This window comes from Pauljensenia sp. 20925_1_34 (genome assembly GCF_041432775.1).
In the GTDB taxonomy this organism is placed as follows: Bacteria; Actinomycetota; Actinomycetes; order Actinomycetales; family Actinomycetaceae; genus Pauljensenia.
Genome location: NZ_JAPWAG010000008.1, coordinates 12,381 through 33,164, shown reverse-complemented (window position 1 = coordinate 33,164; position 20,784 = coordinate 12,381). Strand labels below are relative to the sequence as shown.

Annotated in this window: 13 protein-coding genes and 1 pseudogene; 9 read left to right on the top strand and 5 right to left on the bottom strand. The window is 65.4% G+C overall.

Translation table 11 applies throughout. The features are described 5' to 3' along the window. The first annotated feature begins 6 nt into the window (after positions 1-6). Entirely contained in the window at positions 7-609 is a 603-nt protein-coding gene (locus O3669_RS04775; protein ID WP_314975834.1) for a hypothetical protein, read from the top strand. A gap of 109 nt (positions 610-718) precedes the next feature. Here O3669_RS04775 and rlmB read toward each other — a convergent pair whose 3' ends face one another. Then, entirely contained in the window at positions 719-1,696 is a 978-nt protein-coding gene (gene rlmB / locus O3669_RS04770) for a 23S rRNA (guanosine(2251)-2'-O)-methyltransferase RlmB (RefSeq protein WP_371523857.1), read from the bottom strand. A 501-nt stretch (positions 1,697-2,197) separates the two neighbouring features. After that, complete coding sequence (locus O3669_RS04765) at positions 2,198-2,740, bottom strand: DUF1697 domain-containing protein (RefSeq protein ID WP_371523856.1); 543 nt, start codon at positions 2,738-2,740, stop codon at positions 2,198-2,200. Positions 2,741-2,916: 176 nt separating this feature from the next. On the opposite strand from O3669_RS04765, the gene O3669_RS04760 reads away from it, so the two are divergent. After that, a complete protein-coding gene (locus tag O3669_RS04760) occupies positions 2,917-4,095 on the top strand; it encodes a hypothetical protein (RefSeq protein ID WP_371523855.1) in 1,179 nt (392 codons plus the stop codon). A gap of 255 nt (positions 4,096-4,350) precedes the next feature. On the opposite strand, the pseudogene O3669_RS04755 reads toward O3669_RS04760, so the two are convergent. From O3669_RS04755 to thrC, 3 genes and pseudogenes are all read right to left on the bottom strand, one after another. Continuing rightward, positions 4,351-4,503: pseudogene (locus O3669_RS04755) on the bottom strand (DUF1697 domain-containing protein); the annotation flags it as partial. 862 nt (positions 4,504-5,365) lie between these two features. After that, on the bottom strand, positions 5,366-6,823 hold the full coding sequence (cysS, locus tag O3669_RS04750; RefSeq protein WP_371523854.1) for a cysteine--tRNA ligase: 1,458 nt from the start codon (positions 6,821-6,823) through the stop codon (positions 5,366-5,368). 145 nt (positions 6,824-6,968) lie between these two features. Further along, the gene (thrC, locus tag O3669_RS04745) at positions 6,969-8,426 is read right to left on the bottom strand and encodes a threonine synthase (protein ID WP_371523853.1); all 1,458 of its coding nucleotides are present in this window, start codon (positions 8,424-8,426) and stop codon (positions 6,969-6,971) included. A gap of 418 nt (positions 8,427-8,844) precedes the next feature. On the opposite strand from thrC, the gene O3669_RS04740 reads away from it, so the two are divergent. The 7 genes from O3669_RS04740 to O3669_RS04710 all read left to right on the top strand — a co-directional run bounded on the left by O3669_RS04740 (position 8,845) and on the right by O3669_RS04710 (position 20,008). Further along, complete coding sequence (locus O3669_RS04740; RefSeq protein WP_371523852.1) at positions 8,845-10,140, top strand: hypothetical protein; 1,296 nt, start codon at positions 8,845-8,847, stop codon at positions 10,138-10,140. A 15-nt stretch (positions 10,141-10,155) separates the two neighbouring features. After that, complete coding sequence (ispF, locus tag O3669_RS04735) at positions 10,156-10,659, top strand: 2-C-methyl-D-erythritol 2,4-cyclodiphosphate synthase (protein ID WP_295920208.1); 504 nt, start codon at positions 10,156-10,158, stop codon at positions 10,657-10,659. Positions 10,660-10,728: 69 nt separating this feature from the next. Further along, complete coding sequence (locus O3669_RS04730; protein WP_371523851.1) at positions 10,729-12,603, top strand: hypothetical protein; 1,875 nt, start codon at positions 10,729-10,731, stop codon at positions 12,601-12,603. Positions 12,604-12,692: 89 nt separating this feature from the next. Continuing rightward, positions 12,693-14,723 carry a hypothetical protein gene (locus O3669_RS04725; protein WP_371523850.1) on the top strand — a complete coding sequence of 677 codons (2,031 nt, stop codon included), beginning with the start codon at positions 12,693-12,695 and terminating at the stop codon, positions 14,721-14,723. 116 nt (positions 14,724-14,839) lie between these two features. Further along, a complete protein-coding gene (locus tag O3669_RS04720; RefSeq protein WP_371523849.1) occupies positions 14,840-16,900 on the top strand; it encodes a hypothetical protein in 2,061 nt (686 codons plus the stop codon). 152 nt (positions 16,901-17,052) lie between these two features. Next, positions 17,053-18,516 (top strand): hypothetical protein, encoded by a 1,464-nt coding sequence (locus O3669_RS04715; protein WP_371523848.1) that lies wholly within the window; start codon positions 17,053-17,055, stop codon positions 18,514-18,516. Positions 18,517-18,580: 64 nt separating this feature from the next. Continuing rightward, entirely contained in the window at positions 18,581-20,008 is a 1,428-nt protein-coding gene (locus O3669_RS04710; protein ID WP_371523847.1) for a hypothetical protein, read from the top strand. The last annotated feature ends 776 nt before the right edge of the window (positions 20,009-20,784 follow it).

The window sequence follows — 20,784 nt, the reverse complement described above, 5'->3', positions numbered from 1 at the left end:
ACACCCATGACCCCCTTGTTTTCCCGCGTCGGCCGCAGCCTCTCGCTCACGACGCACCCGTTCAGGGTCTTTCGCCTGGCGGTCTCCCCCGACGAGGCCGTGGCGCGCTGCGTCGCCCAGCTGCACAAGGACGGTATCCGCGCCGAGACGCCCGGTATGCGCGAGCAATTCGCGCTGCGCGGGTGGGTGGGCACCGAGCTGGCTACCGGGAACACCGGGAAGGCTTTTCTCGTCGATGCGATCGCCTCAGCCACCACGACAGGCATCGTCGCCGATCTGTTCCCGCGGGCGGTCCCTGACCGCGTCAAGCGTGCCTTCCTCGAGAAGACGCGCATCGAAGTCATCGCCCGACCGATCCCGGGCGGGATGCGGCCGATGAGCGAGCTGTGGTGCCACTTCGACTACACGTCCACCGGCGAGACCATGTTCGCGGAGGACTGCATCGCCTCGATGCTGGAGAGGATCGAGCAGTCCTTCAGGGACGAGGGGCTCATGATAGCCGCCCCCGAACGCCTCCGAATCCGCGATATGCCGCCCAACGTTCCCCTTGCACTGCTGACTCTCATGGAGATGCGTAGAGCCGCGAAGAGGGCACGCCGAGGTCGCTAGCTGGCTGCGGGCCGATAGTCCGGCTCGCGCGCCCTGCTCACGTCTCTTAACAGTCTCGCCGCGGGCGCTGATGCGCGCCCACGGCGAGACGACAGACAGTTCGGAAGACTCAGCCCTGCGAGCGCAGGGAGGCCACCTCGTACAGGGCGATGCCCGTGGCGACGGCCGCGTTGAGGGACTCGACGGTCGAGGCGATCGGGATCGACACGATCTGGTCGCAGGTCTCGCGCACGAGGCGGGACAGGCCCGCGCCTTCGGCGCCGGTCACGACGACGAGGGGGCCGTCCGCCAGCGACAGGCCGCGCAGGGGCGCGTCGCCGCCGCCGTCCAGGCCGACCACGAAGTAGCCGGCCGCCTTGGCCTCTTCGAGGGCGCGCACGAGGTTCGTCGCGCGGGCCACGGGCACGCGGGCGGCAGCGCCGGCCGACACCTTCCACGCGGTGGTGTTGACGCCCGCGCTGCGACGCTCGGGGATGATGACGCCATCCGCGCCAAACGCGCCCGCACTACGCAGGACCGCGCCCAGGTTATGGGGGTCCGTCACCTGGTCGAGGGCGACGAGGAGCGGGTGGCCCAGCTGCTGGAGGGAGCCCGCGATCAGGTCCGAGGCGTCGGCGTACTCGTAGCCGCGCACCTCGATGGCGACGCCCTGGTGGACGGCGCCGTCGGTCGCGACATCCAGGTCACGGCGGGTGACCTCGTACACGGGGGCGCCCATGGCGCTGGCGAGGCGCACGACCTCCTCCACGCGGTCGTCCTTGACGTTGTCGAGGATGAAGACGCGCTCAATCGGGACCGAGGCGCGGGCGGCCTCGGCGACCGGGTTGCGGCCGGCGATCAGCTCGTGGCCGGGCTTGACGCGGATTGAGGACTTGGCGCGGGCGCGCGCGATTGCCGCCTCCTGGGCCTCACGGGCCTCGCGCTTGACCTTGCGCTTGTGGGCGGGGTGGTAGGTGCGGTCCTCGGCCTTGGGGGTCGGGCCCTTGCCTTCGAGGCGTCGGCGCGAGTGGCCGCCGGTGCCGACCTGCGCGCCCTTCTTGGTGCCCTTCTTACGGATGGCGCCGGGGCGCCCGCTGTGTGAGGCCATGGTGTCTCCTCGTTTTCTCGTTAACTGACACAAGCGTACGGGTTTTGGGCTGCATCGGGGCCGCAGGGGCACACGCGGGGGCCAAAATCACGATCAGACAGGTACCCCGGGTCCTCCTCGTCGCCCCTTCCCCCTCTCTCCCCCTCTCTCTTCTCTCCCCCCGCTCTCCCCCAAAAGTCGCACGTAATTTGGGTACCCTCACTTTTCTTAGGTATCGACAAAACCGCAGAATTTCAACGATCCCATTTCAAACCTTGAAATACGCGAAGGGGAATTACGTGCGACATTTCTGGGAAACCATGCCTTTAAGGCGGCTGGCAGCACGACAACACCGGGCCAGATCTATCTCAGCCTGACGACAGTAGCCCCGAGCCGCCCACGCTCACGCCCCTCGCCTACAGTCGCTGCAGCCTCACGCACACTGGGCCACCCACACTCGCGCCACCTTTGCCAACGCTTTCTGTGCCCTCACACATAACGCCGACCACCGCGGGCCACACCTCACCCCCGCGCGAGCATCGCCGCGATTCTTTCGACCGTCGCGCCACTGCGGATCGTCACCTCGCGGTAGAAGTCCTCGCGCAGGAGGCGCTTGTGGTAGGCGGTCTTGAGGAATTGTTTTTCGTCAAATTTGGCCCAAAATACGGCGTGCTCGCCGAAGTGGACGGCTTCGTCACCCAGCTCCATTGCCTCGATGCGCTGGCGCACGTGGTCGCGGTCCAGTCCACGCGTGTAGAACAGGGCGTCGCGGCGTGCCACATCGCCGTGCCACCAGTCGGGCAGCTCATCGAGCTGGGCAAGGTAGTCCTGCGCCGTTAGGAGGGCCAGTCGGATCGGGAAGTCGTAGCGGCATGCCAGGAGGTTCTCGACTCTCTGGGCAACATCCTCACGCGGGGCATCGGCCTCGAAGAGGAGGTTGCCACTGTTGATGTAGGTACGCACGTTCGCGTAGCCCACGTCGGCGACCTGCTCGCGCAGCTCGCTCATGACGACCTTGTTCTTACCGCCGACGTTGATGCCGCGCAGCAGAGCCACGTACTCCACGCTGATCCTCCCCATCTGTGGTGACACTTCGCCGTCGGACGCTCCAGGCCGCCCATCGAAAACTGCGGAACGAGAATGCCTGGCTGTAAGACGCGAGCGGATACGACGCAGCCCCGGGAGCATGCATCAAGCAGAGGCCACCCCGGGGCATCCACTGGCAATGGTAGACTATGACGATGAGCGATAGCAAGCGTAGCGACGAGGCTAACGAAGGCCTCCTCGCGTTCATTACCGAGCCCCGTCTCCGACCATATCTCCATACCTGCGAAGGAGACCTCTCACTCGCTCTCGATCTCTACGCCTGGAACACGCGTATGGCGGCCGCCTGCCTACCCATGCTGTCTCAGACAGAAATTCTCCTGAGAAATGCGCTTGACGAACAACTCAAAGAGTATTTTGACGAAGCTATGCGAGGCATCCCTTGGTTTTTACAGAAATCATGCCAACTGAAACATAAGGAACAGGACGCGATTTCTTCAGCACGCGAGATCATGGTGCGGGAGAAGAAAACGGAATCACGTGATCAGATTATCGCAAACCTTACGTTTGGATTCTGGGTTCGAATCCTAGGAGTCAACTATGAAGACTTGTGGAGAAGAGCTCTGCACCGAGCTTTTACAGACCCAAGCACAGGTAGACCACCGAGCGCTAAACGTATTCGATCACTTGTGAATGACGTGCGACAATTCCGCAATAGAATTGCGCACCACGATTACGCCCAAGACTACGATCTCCCGATGCTCATGTCACGCGTAAACGAACTTACCAAGCTCATCTCGCCGCAATTTAGTGCATGGATAACAGAGAATTACCAAGAAACTTGGGATTCACAATGGCGTGGACGACCGATTACAAAGCAGGAGACCATAGTCGTCCCAAACAGCCGGGGCAACTGGGAGACCTACAAGAGGAAGTCTGCCTACATCTGCCCCGCCGGCAAATACTTCAGGGAGGAGATTAGGCACCTCGCGTTTTACGCGTCACGATGTATCCAACGCCAAGTTCCTCGCATAACACTAATAGCAGATTCAGTCACCTGGACGCTAGAGCACGCAAGTGAGCTAGAAGCATCAACTTCTCAAGATGATAAGAAAATAGCGGACCTTATCAAGTGGACCTTGAGTGAAGAAGGTGAGCGCATAGTCGGCCCTCACTTCAAAGGCAGCCGACAGAAGAAGGTGGTCCTCCTAACTTCGTATCGGGATGAACAGAATCCACAGCAGAAGGATGGGCACATCGTTCTTCCACACGAAATTCCCCACAAGGAGTCGGGCAGAGGGAGTGGCTTTGTTCGCCAACACAGGTATACATCCCTTCACCGGCTCCAGTCAGCAGCAACAACGGCAGACCTCTAGAGTCCCTATGACGGCCCCACCTACAGATAATTTCTCACATCATCGATACTACCTTCGGAGTGCTCACAAATAGTGGCATGCCCACTCCAAAAGTCGCACGTAATTTGGGTACCCTCACTTTTCATAGGTATCGAGAAAACCGCAGAATTTCAACGATCTGATTTCAAACCTTGAAATACACGCAGGGGAATTACGTGCGACATTTCTGGGGAACCACTCCAGCGAGGCGACTGAGCGGCACGACACCACCGCACGCGGGGCATCGGCCTCGAAGAGGAGGTTGCCACTGTTGATGTAGGTACGCACGTTCGCGTAGCCCACGTCGGCGACCTGCTCGCGCAGCTCACTCATGACGACCTTGTTCTTACCGCCGACGTTGACGCCGCGCAGCAGAGCCACGTACTCCATTCCGATCATCCAGCCTTTCGCCTTACTACCTCCCCACCTCGCGTTTCTTCTGCGGGAAGGCTTCGCCCTGACTCCAGAGTAACGGCCAGACAAAACCCTGCCCACCCCAAAAGTCGCACGTAATTTGGGTACCCTCACTTTTCATAGGTATCGAGAAAACCGCAGAATTTCAACGATCCGATTTCAAATCTTGAAATACACGCAGGGGAATTACGTGCGACATTTCTGGGGAACCACTCCAGCGAGGCGACTGAGCGGCACCACAACACCGCACGCCACTACGTCAACGAGCAGCGTGCGGCAACACACCAGCATGGCGGGCACTGCACCCGTTACGGGGCACTGCACCCCTTACGAGGCGCTACACCCATTACGAGGCACCACACCCGTTACGAGGCGCCACACCCCTTACGAGGCGCCACACCCCTTACGAGGCAGTGCACCCCATACGAGGCAGTGCACCCCATACGAGGCGCTACACCCGTTACGAGGCACTGCACCCGTTACGAGGCGCTACACCCGTTACGAGGCACTGCACCCGATCAGAAGGGGTGTAATGCCTACGGATCGGGTGCAGCGCCCCCAATCACAAGAACAAACGCGGAATCTGCGAGACGCGGGCCAGGCTGCGGTGCCCGTGGGCGGTGGCGGGGCCTGGCCGGGCAACGCACAAACAACGAGCCCGACCGATTGGAGGCCGCCGCGGGGCCTGCGGGGCCTGGCCGGGCTTCGAGCCGACGCGCCGAGCGAAGCTCGCGGCGCGGACGGCGAGCGGGCGGGCAGGCCACGCGGCGGCCGGAGATCTGTCGAGGCAACGAGCAACGCGAAGCAGCCCGGCCCTCAGCCGCAGCTCAGCCGCAGCTCAGCCGACGCTCCAGGTGGCGCCGTCGCGGCCGTCCGCGACGGTGACGCCGGCGGCGGCCAGGCGCTCGCGCAGCTCGTCGGCACGCGCCCAGTCCTTGGCGGCGCGGGCAGCGGCCCGCTCGGACAGCACGGATCGAACCAGCGCGTCGAGCGCCGAATGCTCGGCGGCAGCCGCGCCAGAAGCACCCGCGCCAATGCCGGCCTGTCCGCGCCACTGCTCGGACGCGGGATCGAGGCCCAGCACGTCCAACATGGAACGGACCAGGACCTGCTCGCGGTAGACACCGGAAACATCCCCCGCAGCAAGAGCCGCATTTCCGGCCTTGAGGTGCTCGTGCAGGACGGCGAGCGCGCCGGCGACGTTGAGGTCGTCGTCCATGGCGGCGACGAAGGCCTCGGGCAGGTCGGCGGGGCTCAGGGCGATCTCGGAGACCGGAGCCTCCCCGGCGGCTTCGATCGCGCGGGCCACGAAGGTGGAGAACTTCTCCCAGGCGGCGTGCGCGGCGGGCAGTGTCTCGGCGCCCCATTCGATGGCGGAGCGATGGTGGACGGTCGACAGTGCCCAGCGCACGGCGACGGCCGGGTACTCCTCGGTGAGCGCGCCGATGGACAGGACGTTGCCCAGGGACTTGGACATCTTCTCGCCCTTGGTGGTCACCCACGCGTTGTGGACCCACAGGCGCGCGAACTCCCAGCCGGCGCCGTGGGATTGGGCCTGCTCGTTCTCGTGGTGCGGGAAACGCAGGTCGATGCCGCCGCCGTGGATGTCGAATTCGTCGCCGAGGTAGCGCCGCGACATGGCGGAACACTCAAGGTGCCAGCCGGGTCGGCCGCGTCCCCAGGGGCTGTCCCACGAGGCCGTGGCCGGCTCAGACGGTTTACTGGCCTTCCACAGGGCGAAGTCGCGGGGGTCGCGCTTGCCGGCCTCGACGGCCTCGTCGATTTGAGCGTCGTCCTCGGTGGTGCGCATGTCGGCCAGGCGCTGGCGGGTGAGCGAGCCGTAGTCGGCCTGGGAGTGGACGTCGAAGTAGACGTTGCCGCGCCCATCCGAATAGGCATGTCCCGCGTCGATGAGGCGCTGGACGAGGTCGAGCTGCTCGGGGATGTGGCCGGTGGCGCGCGGCTCGTAGGTCGGGGCCTCGACGCCGAGAGTCTCGTACGCCTGCGTGAACTCGCGCTCGAAGCGGTACGCCCAGGCCCACCACTCCCAGCCGGCCTCGGCCGACTTGGTCAGGATCTTGTCGTCGATGTCGGTGACGTTGCGGACGTAGGTGACCTCGTACCCGCTGCGGCGCAGCCAACGGATCAGGGTGTCGAAGGACACGGCGGCTCGCAGGTGGCCGACGTGCGGGGATCCCTGCACGGTGGCGCCACACAGGTAGATGCCGACCTTCCCGGGGGTGACCGGGTTGAGGGGCTGGACGCGGGCGCTCTTGGAGTCGTACAGGTGAAGCATGGCATCAATCCTACCTGGCGGGGCGAGGCGGGGAGGGACGCGGGCACTGCCCGGGAACATGTAACGAGGCCTGGGTCCCCTCCCCGAAAACCGCGCGGGTTCGCAGGTGGGGCCCAGGCCTCGTGACGAGTGAGCGGAAGCGAGCTCAGGCGCCGGGGCGCACGCGCTCGCGGATGAGGGCCTTGAGGTCCTCGGCGGAGTTGGCCAGCGCCGTGACGCGCTCTTCGCGTCCTTCGATGCCTTCGAAGCGCGCGGGGACGGGCGGCAGGTGCCCGGTGGCCTCGAGGATCGTGTCGGCGAACTTGACGGGCAGGGCGGTCTCCATAACGACGAGCGGCCCCTCGATGTCGGCGCGCAGGGCGCGGGCGACGTGCACGCCGTCGGCCGTGTGCGGGTCGAGGAGGTAGCCGCTTTCCTTCTCCGTGCGCGCGATCTCGGCGAGGCGGTCGGCGTGCGTGGAGGTGCCGGAGGTGAAGCCGTAGGTGTCGCGCAGGGCCGCGAACTCGGGCGTGCCGGACAGGTCGAAGTAGCCGTCGCGGGCCAGCGCGGTCTCGAAGAGCTCGCGGGTGGCCTCGCCGTCGCGGCCCAGCAGGTCGAAGATGAAGCGCTCGAAGTTCGAGGCCTTGGAGATGTCCATGGACGGGCTGGAGGTCGCCAGCGTGTCCGCGGAAGAGCGGGGGCGGTAGACGCCGGTGCGGAAGAACTCGTCGAGGACATCGTTCTCGTTCGTGGCGACGACGAGGGTGCCCAGCGGCACGCCCATCTGGCGGGCGATGTGGGCGGCGCACACGTTGCCGAAGTTGCCCGACGGCACGACGACGCTGACCGTGGACGAGGCGTCGGCCCCCTCCTCGGTGACGCGCAGCCAGGTGGCCACGTAGTAGCAGACTTGGGCGAGCAGGCGCGCCCAGTTGATGGAGTTGACGGCGCCGACGTGCCAGGTGGCCTTGAAGTCGGCGTCCATGTTGATGGCCTTGACGAGGTCCTGGCAGTCGTCGAAGACGCCATCGACAGCGACGTTGACGATGTTCTCGTCCAGAAGGGAGAACATCTGGGCGCGCTGGAAGGCGGTCATGCGTCCGGCGGGGGTGAGCATAACGACGGAAAGTCCGGGGCGGCCGCGCAGCGCGTATTCGGCGGAGGAGCCGGTGTCGCCGGAAGTGGCGCCCACGATGGTCAGCCAGTCGCCGCGGCGGGTCAGCTCGTATTCGAAGAGTTCACCGAGGAGCTGCATCGCCATGTCTTTGAACGCGGCGGTGGGGCCGTTCGAGAGGTGGGCGATGTGCAGGTCGGTACCTTCGAGGGCGTCAACGGGCACGATCTGCGGGTCGGAGAAGGAGGGGGTGGAGTATGCCCGGGCCGTGATCGCGCACAGGTCGTCGGCGCTGATGTCGTCGACGAACAGCGAGAGGATGCCGGCGGCCATGGCCGCGTAGCCTTCCTCGCGCAGGACGATACGCAGCTCGTCCAGGTCGGCGGGCGACAGAGTCGGGTATTCCTCGGGCAGGTAGAGGCCGCCGTCGGGCGCCAGGCCCTCCAGCAGGATGTCGCTGAAGGAGCGGGTGGGCGCATCGGGGCCACGTCGAGTCGAAATATAACGCACGGGCAGATCCTATCGGAGAGACGGCCTGTGAAGCCAGATAGGTCGTATTTCGTCACGTTTCCACGAGGCCTGGGCGCGTTATGCGCACAGGGCGAGGACAAAGCGCGTGTGATAGAAACAACGGGTGAGTATTGACAAGGATCGTTGGGCACCGCCGATTGAGGGCGAGAAGTCAGGAAGGCCGTCGCCATCTCAGGCGACACGTCCGTCAAACACGCCGCCCCGAAACGCTGACACATCGGTCAACCCCGATGTGATCGAGGATTCATACACGACAGCAATCACGGCGACGCTGCCTGACGAGAGTGTCGATTCGTCGAGGCGTCGGGCCTTTCGCGCGGGCGCTACGCGCGCCGGGTCGAGTGTGAGGAGAGCGCTCTCGTTCACGACGGCATCCAAGGGGTGGGGGACTCTTGCCGTGGTTGTTTTCATCGCCGCTCTCTTCGGGGCGATCGCCCTGCGAACGTCGGCTGGTTCGTCGTCGCTGGCGACGTCTCGTCCCCAGGGTTATAGGGGCACGGCGACCAACACGGAGACGCTGTCCTCCGCATGGGCATCGGGGATCAACACGGCGCGGGTACTCCCCTCCGCGCCGGACAAAGCGAGCACCGAGGAGCAGTCTGTCCTCGTCGAGGGCACGACCCTGTACGTGGCTACCAGGACGCAGGAAAGGGTCCTGAGGCTGAGCGCCTACGACATTGCTTCCGTCCAGCCTGTGCAGAAATGGGTATCGGATGGTCAGGACATTGAGGTGCGCAGCAGGTCTGGAGGGCCTCGGATGATCTCTGCGGGTGCTTGGGTGGTCGTTGAAAACGTCGCGGTGTCCAAGGAGACGGGCAGGCAGCAGGAGGCACCGTGGGACGAGGACATCCCGGCTGCTTTCGTCGACGAGATCTTGGTGACGTGCTCGGGTCTTGAGACGTGTTCCGGATGGACGAACCAGTCCGGTTCGTGGACGCGCCAGTGGCAGAGCATCACGACGAAGCAGTCCTGGTCGAGTGACACGCGGTCGGATACTCGTTCGCAGACCGTCGGAAGTGGCGAGGAGACCTCGGTGATCATTCCCGTCTATTACGACAAGAACCCTCAGCTGGTGAACGTCCACACGGGCGTGGTCGCCACCCTGGGCGCCGACGGTCGCCTGGGGTCAGGCTCGCGGGTTGTGAAGCTCTACGACGCCTCTGACGGGGTCATCGTGGAGCGGGATCGGGGCGAGATGGAGGTCTACGACGTCTCGGGAAGGCTCGTTGATACCTTCGACCCGGTGAGGCACAACACGCAGCCGACGTTGGACGGTCGCGCGCCCACGGTGGCGGAGTTGAGAGGTTTCTTCACGGAGGTGTCAGCCCCCTGGACGACGGGCAGGGTGACGATCGAGAAGGAGGATTGCTCTGTTGTCAGGCTGACCCCCACCGGGGATTTCCCCCCTCGTTCGGCGACGGGCGTGAAGGGGCTGACCACCTACTATTCCTACACCTCAAAGACCTGCTCCTTTGAGCCGCGCGAGCTTCGCGCCAGCACCGACGGGTCTGCTGCGTTCATCTGGGTCGCGACATGGAGCACATCCACCGCGTACATGATCGACATGAATGCCAATAAGACGCACACTTTCTCAGGCCTGACGCGCTCGACGAAAACCGTGTGGGCGTTCGACGACCTGCTCATCACGATCAGCGATGATGGCATCACGGCCTTCACACCGGCCTCGTCGTGAGACTACCCTGGTGGCATGACTGATCTGCCTTTCCGCGTCGGCCAAGCGGTCGACGTACACGCCTTCGCAGCCCCCGATTCGCAGCGCACCCTCATGCTCGCGTGCTTGGAGTGGCCGGGCGAGCGCGCGCTTGAGGGTCATTCGGACGCGGACGTCGCCGCGCACGCGTTGTGCGACGCGATGCTGCTGGCCACGGGCCTGGGCGAGCTCGGCACGGTGTTTGGCGTGGATCGCCCGGAGTGGGCGGGCGCGTCGGGCCGCGCGATGCTCCAGGAGGTACGCCGCATGGCGACCGAGGCCGGCTGGGTGCTCGGCAACGCGACCGTGCAGGTCGTGGGCAACCGCCCGCGCATGGCCGCACGCCTGCCCGAGGCCGGTGCCGTCATGAGCGAGATCGCCGGCGGCACGGTGACGGTGTCGGCGACGACCTCGGATCGTCTGGGTTTCACGGGCCGAGGCGAGGGCGTGGCCGCGCTGGCGAGCGTCCTCATGGTCCGGGTCGCCCCCGCATCCAACTAGACGCGGATCCCCACGCCGGCCCGACGCGGGACAGGCACACCGACGCTCCTCGCATGATACAAACGTCCCATGAGTAACGATGATTCTCGCGTGACGCCTCCCGGCAATGCGCAGCCGCGTTCGCCGCGCGCACGCGGCGAGGAGTCCCCGAGCGGGGCCGACGCCTTCGTCCTGCCCGAGTTCGATTCCCTGCCGGACTTGGCACCGCTGCCCGACCTTGACGAATTCTTGAAGGCCGACCCACTCGCAGGATTCGACGAGGCCGTGGCCGCGCAGGCGGACACCGTCAGTTCGCGCGACGATGACGCGCTCCCAAGCGCCGCGCCCGCAGGCGACATCCCATCGCTGCCCACGAGTCCGTCGACGCCCGCGGTCCCATCGCTGCCCGCGGTCTCGACCACACCGACGCAGAACACAGCTCCGACGTTCACCGTCGCCCCCTCCCAGGCCGACGCCGCACCCACTCACGCAGCCCCGGCCTCGTCGCGAACCAGTCCTGCCCAAGAACCGAACGAACGCGTCGCTCACCCTGCGGGTCGACTGTCCTGGGGCAAGCAGGGGACCACGAGTTCCGCCATCCCCATCGGTCTGGCGATCTCCGGTGCCATCGTTGTACTCAGCGGCATTATTTCCTCGGTTCTCGCGGGCGGCAGCAATCACAAGCATCCCACGCTCCCTCCACCGGACCTCGACACGAAACAGCAGGTCCTCCACGTGCCCGGATACCGTGGGGCCGCGACGAACACGCATTCCCTGTCGCCCGAGTGGGCCTCGGGCGTCGCCACTGCGTGGACGATCCCTACCACGAACGGGCCGGCGGGGACACCACCGCAGATATACGTCGACGGGTCGGTCCTCTACCTCGCCGCCGACGATCTGACGGAGGACCGAAAGGAATCGGCCGTCACGGTGTCAGCCTATGACCTGTCGGGTAACGAACCCACTCTCCTGTGGACATCGACGGGTCCGACGGAGAACTCGGCGATTATGTCCTCCCACACGCCCGCGTTCCTCTCGGATGACGACCAGGTCTTTTTCCACGACGTCGTCATCGACAAGGCCACGGGCGCGCAAACCCAGGCTCCCTGGAAGAGGGACTATCCTCTCGCGGTGACCGACGACATCGTGGTGACGTGCTCGGCCACAACATCATGCGCCGGATGGACGCGCGAGGGCAGCGAGTGGACAAACCTGTGGACGACGACCACGGCGATACAGTCGGGATTCGGGTTGCATAACCATGATCTGGGCTACGCACCTGCGGGCACTGCGCTCGCCGGGAGCGGCGCACAGGCCGCCGTCCTGGTCCCCACCGCCATCAACGAACTCCCGCAGATCCTCAACGTCCATACCGGCGAGGTAACGACCCTGAACAATCCCAACGGGAATGCCGACTATCGGAAGGTCGAGGTGGCCACCGACGGCTTCCTCGTCTACGAGCGCAGCGAACAGGTCGGCTTACTCTTCGAACCCAACGGGACCCTCCAGTCCACGTTCACAGCAGAGCCGCACCTGCCGACAGTCAGCCACGACGGGAGGCAGCCAACGACGTCGGACATCCACACCTTCATGACAAGCACGAAGGCACCGTGGGCGGCGGGCACGATTGCGCTGACAGGCACGGACCAATGCGCCATCGAATACAAGCTGACCGCCGACAGCGCCACACACACGATCTCCATCCCCTCAGCGGCACGCCCGGATATGCAGCCGGGCTGCTACTTCGACCCGGCCGACGCGCGTGTCAGCGTCGACGGATCGGCTCTCTACATCGACACCTTCAACTTCCAGGACACGAGCAAATATTTCATCGACACCGCCAAGGGACTGTCCTTCACGTCGAATGAACTCAATGAGGCCACACACCTCACCTGGGTCTTCGACGACATGCTGATCGGCCAGACCGACGGCGGAATTCGAGCGTTCGTGCCTGCCTCCTCCTGAGAGCGCACTGCTCACAGGGGGCGAGGCCTCGGCTGACGAAAGCGGAGAACCCACGCCCGCGTTCCACACGGGTGTGATAGAAACGTCTCATGAGCAACGACGATGTCCTCGGAACCCCCACCGACGGGACGCAGGGACCCTCCGCGCGCTCGCGGGAGGAGGAATCCCCGGACAGCGGCGGCGTCTTCGCGCTGCCGGAGTTCGGGACACTACCGGGCTTCGCGCCGCTGCCCGAACTCGCCCCGCTGCCGGATCTGGCCCCGCTGCCCGATATCGGCGACGTCCTCTCCTCCCCCGCGTCGATGCCCGGGGACGAGGCCCGGGCCGGGCAGGCGGATACCGCGGGATCTCGGGATGACGACCTGTTCCCGGGCGCCTCTCCCCTGCCCGGGATCTCGCCGCTACCTGACATCGCCCAGCTACTCGCAGACACTCCCACCTCGTCCACCGTCGACGACACTCAACCCGTTGCGCCAGAGTCCAGGCCTCTCTCAGATACCGCTCCGACGCCCACCTCCGCTCACCTGCCGGACGCGGCTCCCTCGGCCTCGGCGGCCACCACCCAGATGGATACCGTCTCCGCGGTCGCGGCCACGGCCTCGTCGATGGCGGGACACGTGAGCGGCCGATCGTCGAGCGGCCGCACTCCCTTCCGCCTCAAGCCCGAGGAGAGCATCGGCGAGGCTGCCTCCGCCCTCAAACGCCTGCCCCGCCCCCTGATCGCGCTCGGATGCGTCGTTGTGCTCGGCGTCGTGCTCTCTTTCTGCAGCCAACAAAGCGTCGAACCGATGACCTCGTCGACTCCGTCGCCTACGGTCTCCTCGGCGCGGTCCTCGCAGACGCCGACCGTGCAGGTGCCCGCGCAGGCACCGAATCTGCCTACTCGCGCGCCCGGCTACCGTGGGACCGCGACGAACACGCACGCACTGTCGCCCGAGTGGGCCTCGGGGATCGCGACCGCGTGGACGATTCCCGTTGAGAACACCTCGTCCACGTTCCGGCCACACATTGACGTCGATGGCTCGACCCTCTACGTTGCATCCAACGCCACCATCAAGGGCGAGCCAGGGTACGCCGTCACTATTGCTGCCTACGACATATCGGGGGAACAGCCCACTCAGCTGTGGTCCTCAACCGGGCACACGAAAAACAACGTGGCCTTGACCTACACGCCCACCTTCTTGTCAAGCGACGACCAGCTCTTCTTCCACGACGTCGTCATCGACAAGAAGACCGGCGAGCAAACCCAGGCCCCCTGGGGCATAGCGTTTCCCCTCGTGATGGCCGACGGCATCCTCGTGACCTGCTCGTCAACAACGACGTGCAGCGGATGGACGCAGGAGGGCGGCGAGTGGACGAACCTGTGGACCACGACGACGACGCAGCAAAATCCGTCGGGGTTCCGTCAGCTCGACCTCGGATACTCGCCCTCACGTAACGCTATTTCCGGCAGCGGCGAGCACACCTCCGTCCTGGTTCCTCCCAAGAGCGACCAGATTCCGCAGATCATCAATATCCACACGGGGACAATCGCGTCCCTGAGCAACCCCGACGGGGACGGCAAGTTCCGAACCGTCGAGGTCACGCCCGAAGGCTACGTCGTCTACGAGAATATCGAATCCTACGGGATGCTCTTCGACAGCGACGGCACCCTCCAGTCCACGTTTAAGACCGCCCGCAACCTGCCCATCGTCAGTCACGATGAGACACCTCGCAGCGCGCCGGACGTCAAAGAGTTCCTGACACACCAGAAAGCGCCGTGGGCCGTAGCTACCCTGCGCATGACTGGCAGTCACCAGGATGAGTGCATGTTCGAGGTCACCTTCACCGCCGACGGTTCGACGCGTACGGCCCCCGTCCCCGATGCGCTGACGCCCAGCTTGCCGTCCACCTGCTTCTTCGACCCGAAGCAGGTGAAAATCAGCGCCGACGGATCGGCTCTGTACATGGACGCCTTCGTCGGTGCCGACACGAACAAATACGTCATCGACACCGTCAACGGCGAGGCCTACACGTCTCCGGCGCTCAACGTCTCGGAACAGCTCACCTGGGTCTACGACGACATGCTGATCGGCGCCAGCAAGACGGGAGTCACGGCCTTCGTGCCGGCGTCCTCCTGACGAGGCCGGGTTGCTCCCGCGGCGATCGCTCGGCCTGCATCAGTCCATTGTTTGTCCTAACAAGGCCCGGGTTGCTCCTCACGTTGCTTGGCGTGCGGGTGTGATAGAAACGTTTTATGAGCAACGACGATGTCCTCGGAACCTCCACCGACGGGACGCAGGCACCCTCCGCGCGCTCGCGGGAGGAGGAATCCCCGGACAGCGGCGGCGTCTTCGCGCTGCCGGAGTTCGGGACACTGCCGGGCTTCGCGCCGCTGCCCGAACTCGCCCCGCTGCCGGATCTGGCCCCGCTGCCCGATTTCGATGATTTCTTCACTCTGACCCCGCCCGCCGACGAGGTGATCACCGAACAGGCACAACCAGAAGGTCCGCAGGAGATGGACCCGCTCGCGGGCCTCGCACCCCTGCCCGAGCTCGTGCCGCAGCCAGCCATCGCGCAGCCCCTCGCGGAAGATCCGACAGCGCCTGACAATGAGAAAGAGCCAATGGAGAGCGGCGTCGCCTGGCCCCAGGCCGAGGAAGCCCCGGCGCGGGACGTTCGCGGTGCCGCTGTGCTGGTCAGCACTTCCGTAAACGCATTCGAACTGCTGCCAGACGAGACCACCTCGGAGGAGCCACAACCTGCCTCGCGTGACGTCGCGTCCATAGCGGCCGCCACGGCCTCGTCGCGGAGGACGTCCGAAGGCGACCGGACGCCGACTGCGCTGCGCACCCCAGACCTCGAGCCCTCGCGGACGTGGGTGGACAAGACAGCCGTGAAGCGGAAGCCGTCTGTCGTCATGATCGTGCTCGGCTGTATCCTCGCGCTCAACGTCGCGGTTTCCCTCTTTGCCCCCAGTCAGAGCGGATCGTCGTCGACGCCTTCGTCCCATCAGACCTCGTCGCGTTCCGCCGCACAGGCGAACTCCGAGGTACGCGAACATGCGGCGAACCTGCCGACCCGCGCGCCCGGGTACCGCGGGAGCGCCACGAACACGCATTCCATATCGCCGCAGTGGTCCTCGGGCGTGGCCACCGCGTGGACGCTCGAGCTGCCGCCAGAAATGACTCAGTTCGGACCGCAGATGTTCGCCGAGGGTCAGGTCCTCTACATCGCCGGCAACGACACGATCGAGGGCCAGCGCGGTTCCGCCGTCAGAACTCAGGCCTACGACCTGTCCGGGGAGGAACCCACCCTCCTGTGGGACACGGTCGGCCCCACGGAAAACTCCGCGATCATGACGTACACACCCGCGTTCGTGTCGAGCGAGACCCAGCTCTTTTTCCACGACGTAGTCATCGACAAGGCAACCGGCGAGCAGACACAGGCCCCGTGGGGCGATGATTTTCCCCTCGCGCAGGCCGACGGCATCGTGGTGACCTGTTCGACGACATCCTCGTGCCGCGGGTGGATGCAAACCTCCGGCGAGTGGACGAATCTGTGGACGACGACAACGAATCCACAGACGTCCTACGGGTTGAGTAACCAGGGTTTGGGCTATGCGCCCGCAGGCACCACGCGCTCCGGCACGGGTGAACTCGCCTCCGTCCTGGTCCCCTTCAACTATCAGGAAACCCCGCAGATCATCAACATCCATACCGGAAAGACAACGACCCTGCCCAGCCCCGACCAGTCAGGCTTGGGCCAATACGTCGAGGTGGCGACCGACGGCTTCGTCATCATCGACGTCAGCAAGAAGCAGGGGTTCCTCACCGACAGCTCGGGGGCCCGCCAATCCACGTTCTCAACCGATGAATATCTGCGTCTACCCGCAGTCAGCCGTGACGGTAGCAACCCGAGCACTGCGGATATCAAGACCTTCATGACGACGAAGACTGCGAATTGGGCGACGGGCACGGTAGGCCTCGTGGGTAAGGACGACTGTTCCATCCAGGTCACCCTCACCTCCGACGGGTCGTCGCGCACGACTCCGGTCCCCGGCGTGCTGAGCCAGCACATGACCAGTACGTGCCTCTTCAGCCCGAAGGAGGTTCGCGTGAGCGCGGATGGTTCGGTCCTCTATGCCGATACCTTCACCTACCAGGACCAGAGCCGGTACTTCATCGATACCGCCAACGGGCTCACCTACACATCAAACCTTCTCAACCTGCCGAAACAGACCATGTGGGTCTTCGACGACATGCTGATCGGCGCCAGCAAGACGGGAGTCACGGCCTTCGTGCCGGCGTCCTCCTGACGAGGCCGTGGCGGGCGAGGGGAGAACCGCGTGAGCCTTCGACGGCATGGGCATCGGAATGACCGAGAGCAGTATCGAGGCGTTCGTCGCGGTGTCTTCCTGTTGTTGGGACCGGTTACCACGCCGCCATTACCCTGTGATAGAAACTACTCATGAGCAATGACGATCATCCGGGCACGAACACTCCCCCACAGGCCGAGCAGTGGGTGCCGCCGAGCGGGACGCCCCCAATCCCCCAGCCCGCCAATGCGCGGCCCCACGCGAGGAGACGCGGGAAGCCAGTCCTCCTCGTGGCTCTTCTGTGCGTCATCGTCGTTCTGGCCGCAGTCTTCGGCATTCGTCAGCTCACGCAGACCCTGGGGGGTCAGGACCCTCACCCTTCACTCACCTCCACCCCCACCCCCACCCCCACCGTCGGGTACTCGGGAGCGGCGACGAGCACGGGATCGATCTCCCCCGCCTGGGCCTCGGGCGTCGAGACGGCGTGGAGGATCCCCTTCCCATCCTCACAGTACGGCCCCCGGGCGCTCACGACCGTGGAGGGCACCACCCTGTACACCCTCTTCGAAGACCCCAATCCCACCGCCCGCCAGGTCACCGCCGCGGCCTTCGACATCTCCTCCGAGCAGCCACGCGAGCTGTGGCGCACGACGGGCCCCCGCCCCGAGTCGTTTGGGCGACCCAGCTTCGTGTCCGACGGGGATCAGTTCATCGTCGGCAGCATCGTCATCGACAAGGCGACGGGCGCCCAGTCCCTGGCCCCATGGGAGGGGTCGGAGGCGCTCGCGGCCATTGACGGCATCGTCGTAGCCTGCGATAAGAAACAGGCGTGCTCGGGCTGGACGCAGGAGTCCTCCTCGTGGGTGCGCCGGTGGGAGACAACCACAGCCCGCCAACGGGGTGGCCTGTCCCCCTCGGCCATGCTCACGTACCCCAACACTCCCGTGATCGGTGCCGGAGAACACCAGTCGGTTGTCCTGCGGGTGGACTCGCCGACGCACCTGGCGCAGCTGATTGATCCGCGAACCGGGCAGGTCACGGACGCCGCCTCTGCGAGCCCCTTCAGGGATAGGGACAACAACGTGGTGTCTTTCGCCATTGCCAGCGATGGGATCGTGGCGTTCAACGACGACCTTGTCGTCGCCTACGACGCCGACGGCTTTATCACGGGAGTTCACTCCTACGAGAAGTCGCTGAGAAGACCAACGCGCGACGGACGCGTGCCCTCCACATCGGAACTCACCGATTTCCTGGTCGGAGGCCTGCCCGCGTGGTCGAATGCCGTGGTCACTGCCCAGACGGGGGCCGTCGCCCTCACGGTGACGCCGAGCGACGGAAGCCCAGCATTCGATCTTGATCCCGCCAACAACGACCAGTACCACTCCAGCCCCTTCTGGCCCTCAGAGGTCCGCGCCAGCGCCGACGTGTCGGTCGTGTACGTCGAGTCCGTCGAAGCCAATACCACGGGTAACCGCTACTTCTTCGACACGGCCAGCGGCCGGGGACATGGGTCGGCGGACTTCCACGACGCCGAGGACCTCTCGTGGGCCTTCGACGACCTGGCCATCGGCGTGACGATCGACGGCGTCGTGGCGTTCACGCCGAAGGCCTCGTGAGGCTCCAACCCCTGAACACCCGCCCAAGAACGCCCACCCGAGCAACGACAGAAATGACACACCCATGAGCACCAACGCCCCCCAGTACGCGGCCTCCGCAAGGACGACGCCCACGCGACCCACGCGCCTCTTCCTGACGACGGGCGTCGCACTCGTCGCGAGCCTCGGGGCTTTCCTCGCGCCCTCGCTGAGCACGAGCGCCCACCAGCTGCCCGGCCCAGCGGCGACCCCACCTCCGCACATCACCGGCTCGGAGCAGGAAACGAATCCGGATGCGACCGGCTACCGGGGGAGCGCCACCAACACGAACGAGCTCTCCAGCGCGTGGGCCTCGGGCGTCGCAACGGCCTGGACCCTGCCCACCAGCGATGCTCTCCTGCCCGCGCAGCTGATCGCAGAGGGGTCGACCCTGTACGTGCTCACCTACGGAAGCGGGAGCCAGGCCGTCGCCACGGTGTCCGCCTACGACGTGTCGGGCAGCGAGCCGGTCGCCCAGTGGACCACGACCGGGCCCCAACCGTCCCGAATTCGCACCGAGGCGTTCCCATCCTCCGTCTCGACCCAGGATGAGATTCTGCTCAGTGACATCATTGTCGACCGCTCGACCGGTGCCCAGACGCAGGCCCCCTGGGGTTCCGACCTGCCGATGGGGGTGGCGGGCGGCGTCCTCGTCACCTGCGACACCTTCAGCTCGTGCGCCGGCTGGTCCCGCGACTCGGGCGCGTGGACGAGGCTGTGGTCCACGACGACCTCGCCCCAGCGCCGCGCGGGCCTGGCCCACTCGGGTCTGACGGCTCCCGCGAGCGCCGTCATCGGCAGCGGCGCGGGCGCTGCCGTGGTCGTCCCGGTCGACGAGGCCCACCAGGCCCCGCAGCTCATCAACCCGGCCACGGGCGCAGTCACGACGCTCGGGGAGGCCCCCTCCGCGGCAGGCCCTTCAGTCTCCCGGGTCACGCTGGCGAGCGACGGAGTCCTGGTCGCCGGCGAGAAGGAGAGTATTGCCTACAACACCGCGGGCGAGGTCGTGGGCACTGTCGGGGCCGGGTGGACGCTCGACCATTTCCCGGCGTCAGACCGCGCTCTCCCGACCACGGCAGAACTCAGTTCTTTCATGACGCAGGGCAGCGCCCCATGGACGACGGCCACCGTGGAGCGGCCCCATTCGAAGGACGTCAACGGTTATCTCCTGGCGGTGAGCCCGACCAGCGGGAACTCCAGCCGCACGATCAACCCCGGTGAGTCATACTCCAACCACGCCCTGCCGGCCAACTGGCCTGCCACACAGATGCGCGCCAGCGCAGACGGTAAGGCGCTGTTCGTCCAGTGCTTGCCGTCGTCCCCCACCGGTCCCTTCTTCTTCGGCATGGAACGGGAGTTGACCTACGTGTCGCCGGAGCTGGACGAGGCCACGAACCTGGTGTGGGTCTTCGACGACTTGCTCGTCGGGGCGCGTAGCGGTGAGGTGATCGCCGTGACACCGCGGACCGTGTAAGCGGTTCTCTACACGACTCGTCCCCGACGCCCGAGAGCATGCTCGGTCGCGTCGGGGACGAGTCGTACGGGGCCGTGGTTCGGTCCGCCACGTGGCCAAGCGCCTCTATTCCACCAATGTGGCTCTTCGCATGTTGGGGTGTGGGGGTAGTGTTGGCATGGGGTCGGGGCCTGCCCGATGATTGAGGTTGCAACACTTCAAACGCTGGGAGGCCCCGACATGTCTCATGCTACCTTGTCCGCTCCGGATATGAGTGTTATAGGACATCACGTGTGGGTCGGTGGTCAGTTCCAGGAGCGGCGGACGAATGTGCTCAGTTCAGGGGTGGCCTCATTGGCCCCAGGGGTGGCACCATCGGCCGGACAGGTGGCTGCTTGGGCCCCTTCATGCGCAGGTTAACCCCACAGGTGGTAGCCCAGGCAGGCCGCCCACACTGCCACCTATCGGGCCCAGCTGCGCAGGAACGAGTATGCGTGGCGGCAGCTGACTGGGCGTGCCGCTCGCGGATAGGTTAGGCGCTTGCGGATAGGTTCAGCCTTCGCGGATAGGTTAGGCGCTTGCGGATAGGTTACGAAGCTATCCACATGTTCATAAGCTATCCGCATGCTCGCTTCCTATCCACATTCGAGGGTAACAAGCTCAACCGCGGCCATTTACGGAGGCAATCGACGCAGGGATGGCGGCATCATCCACGGGGGTGGCAGGATCGGCCGGACAGGTGGATACCTGGGCCCCTTCATGCGCAGGTTAACCCCACAGGTGGTAGCCCAGGCAGG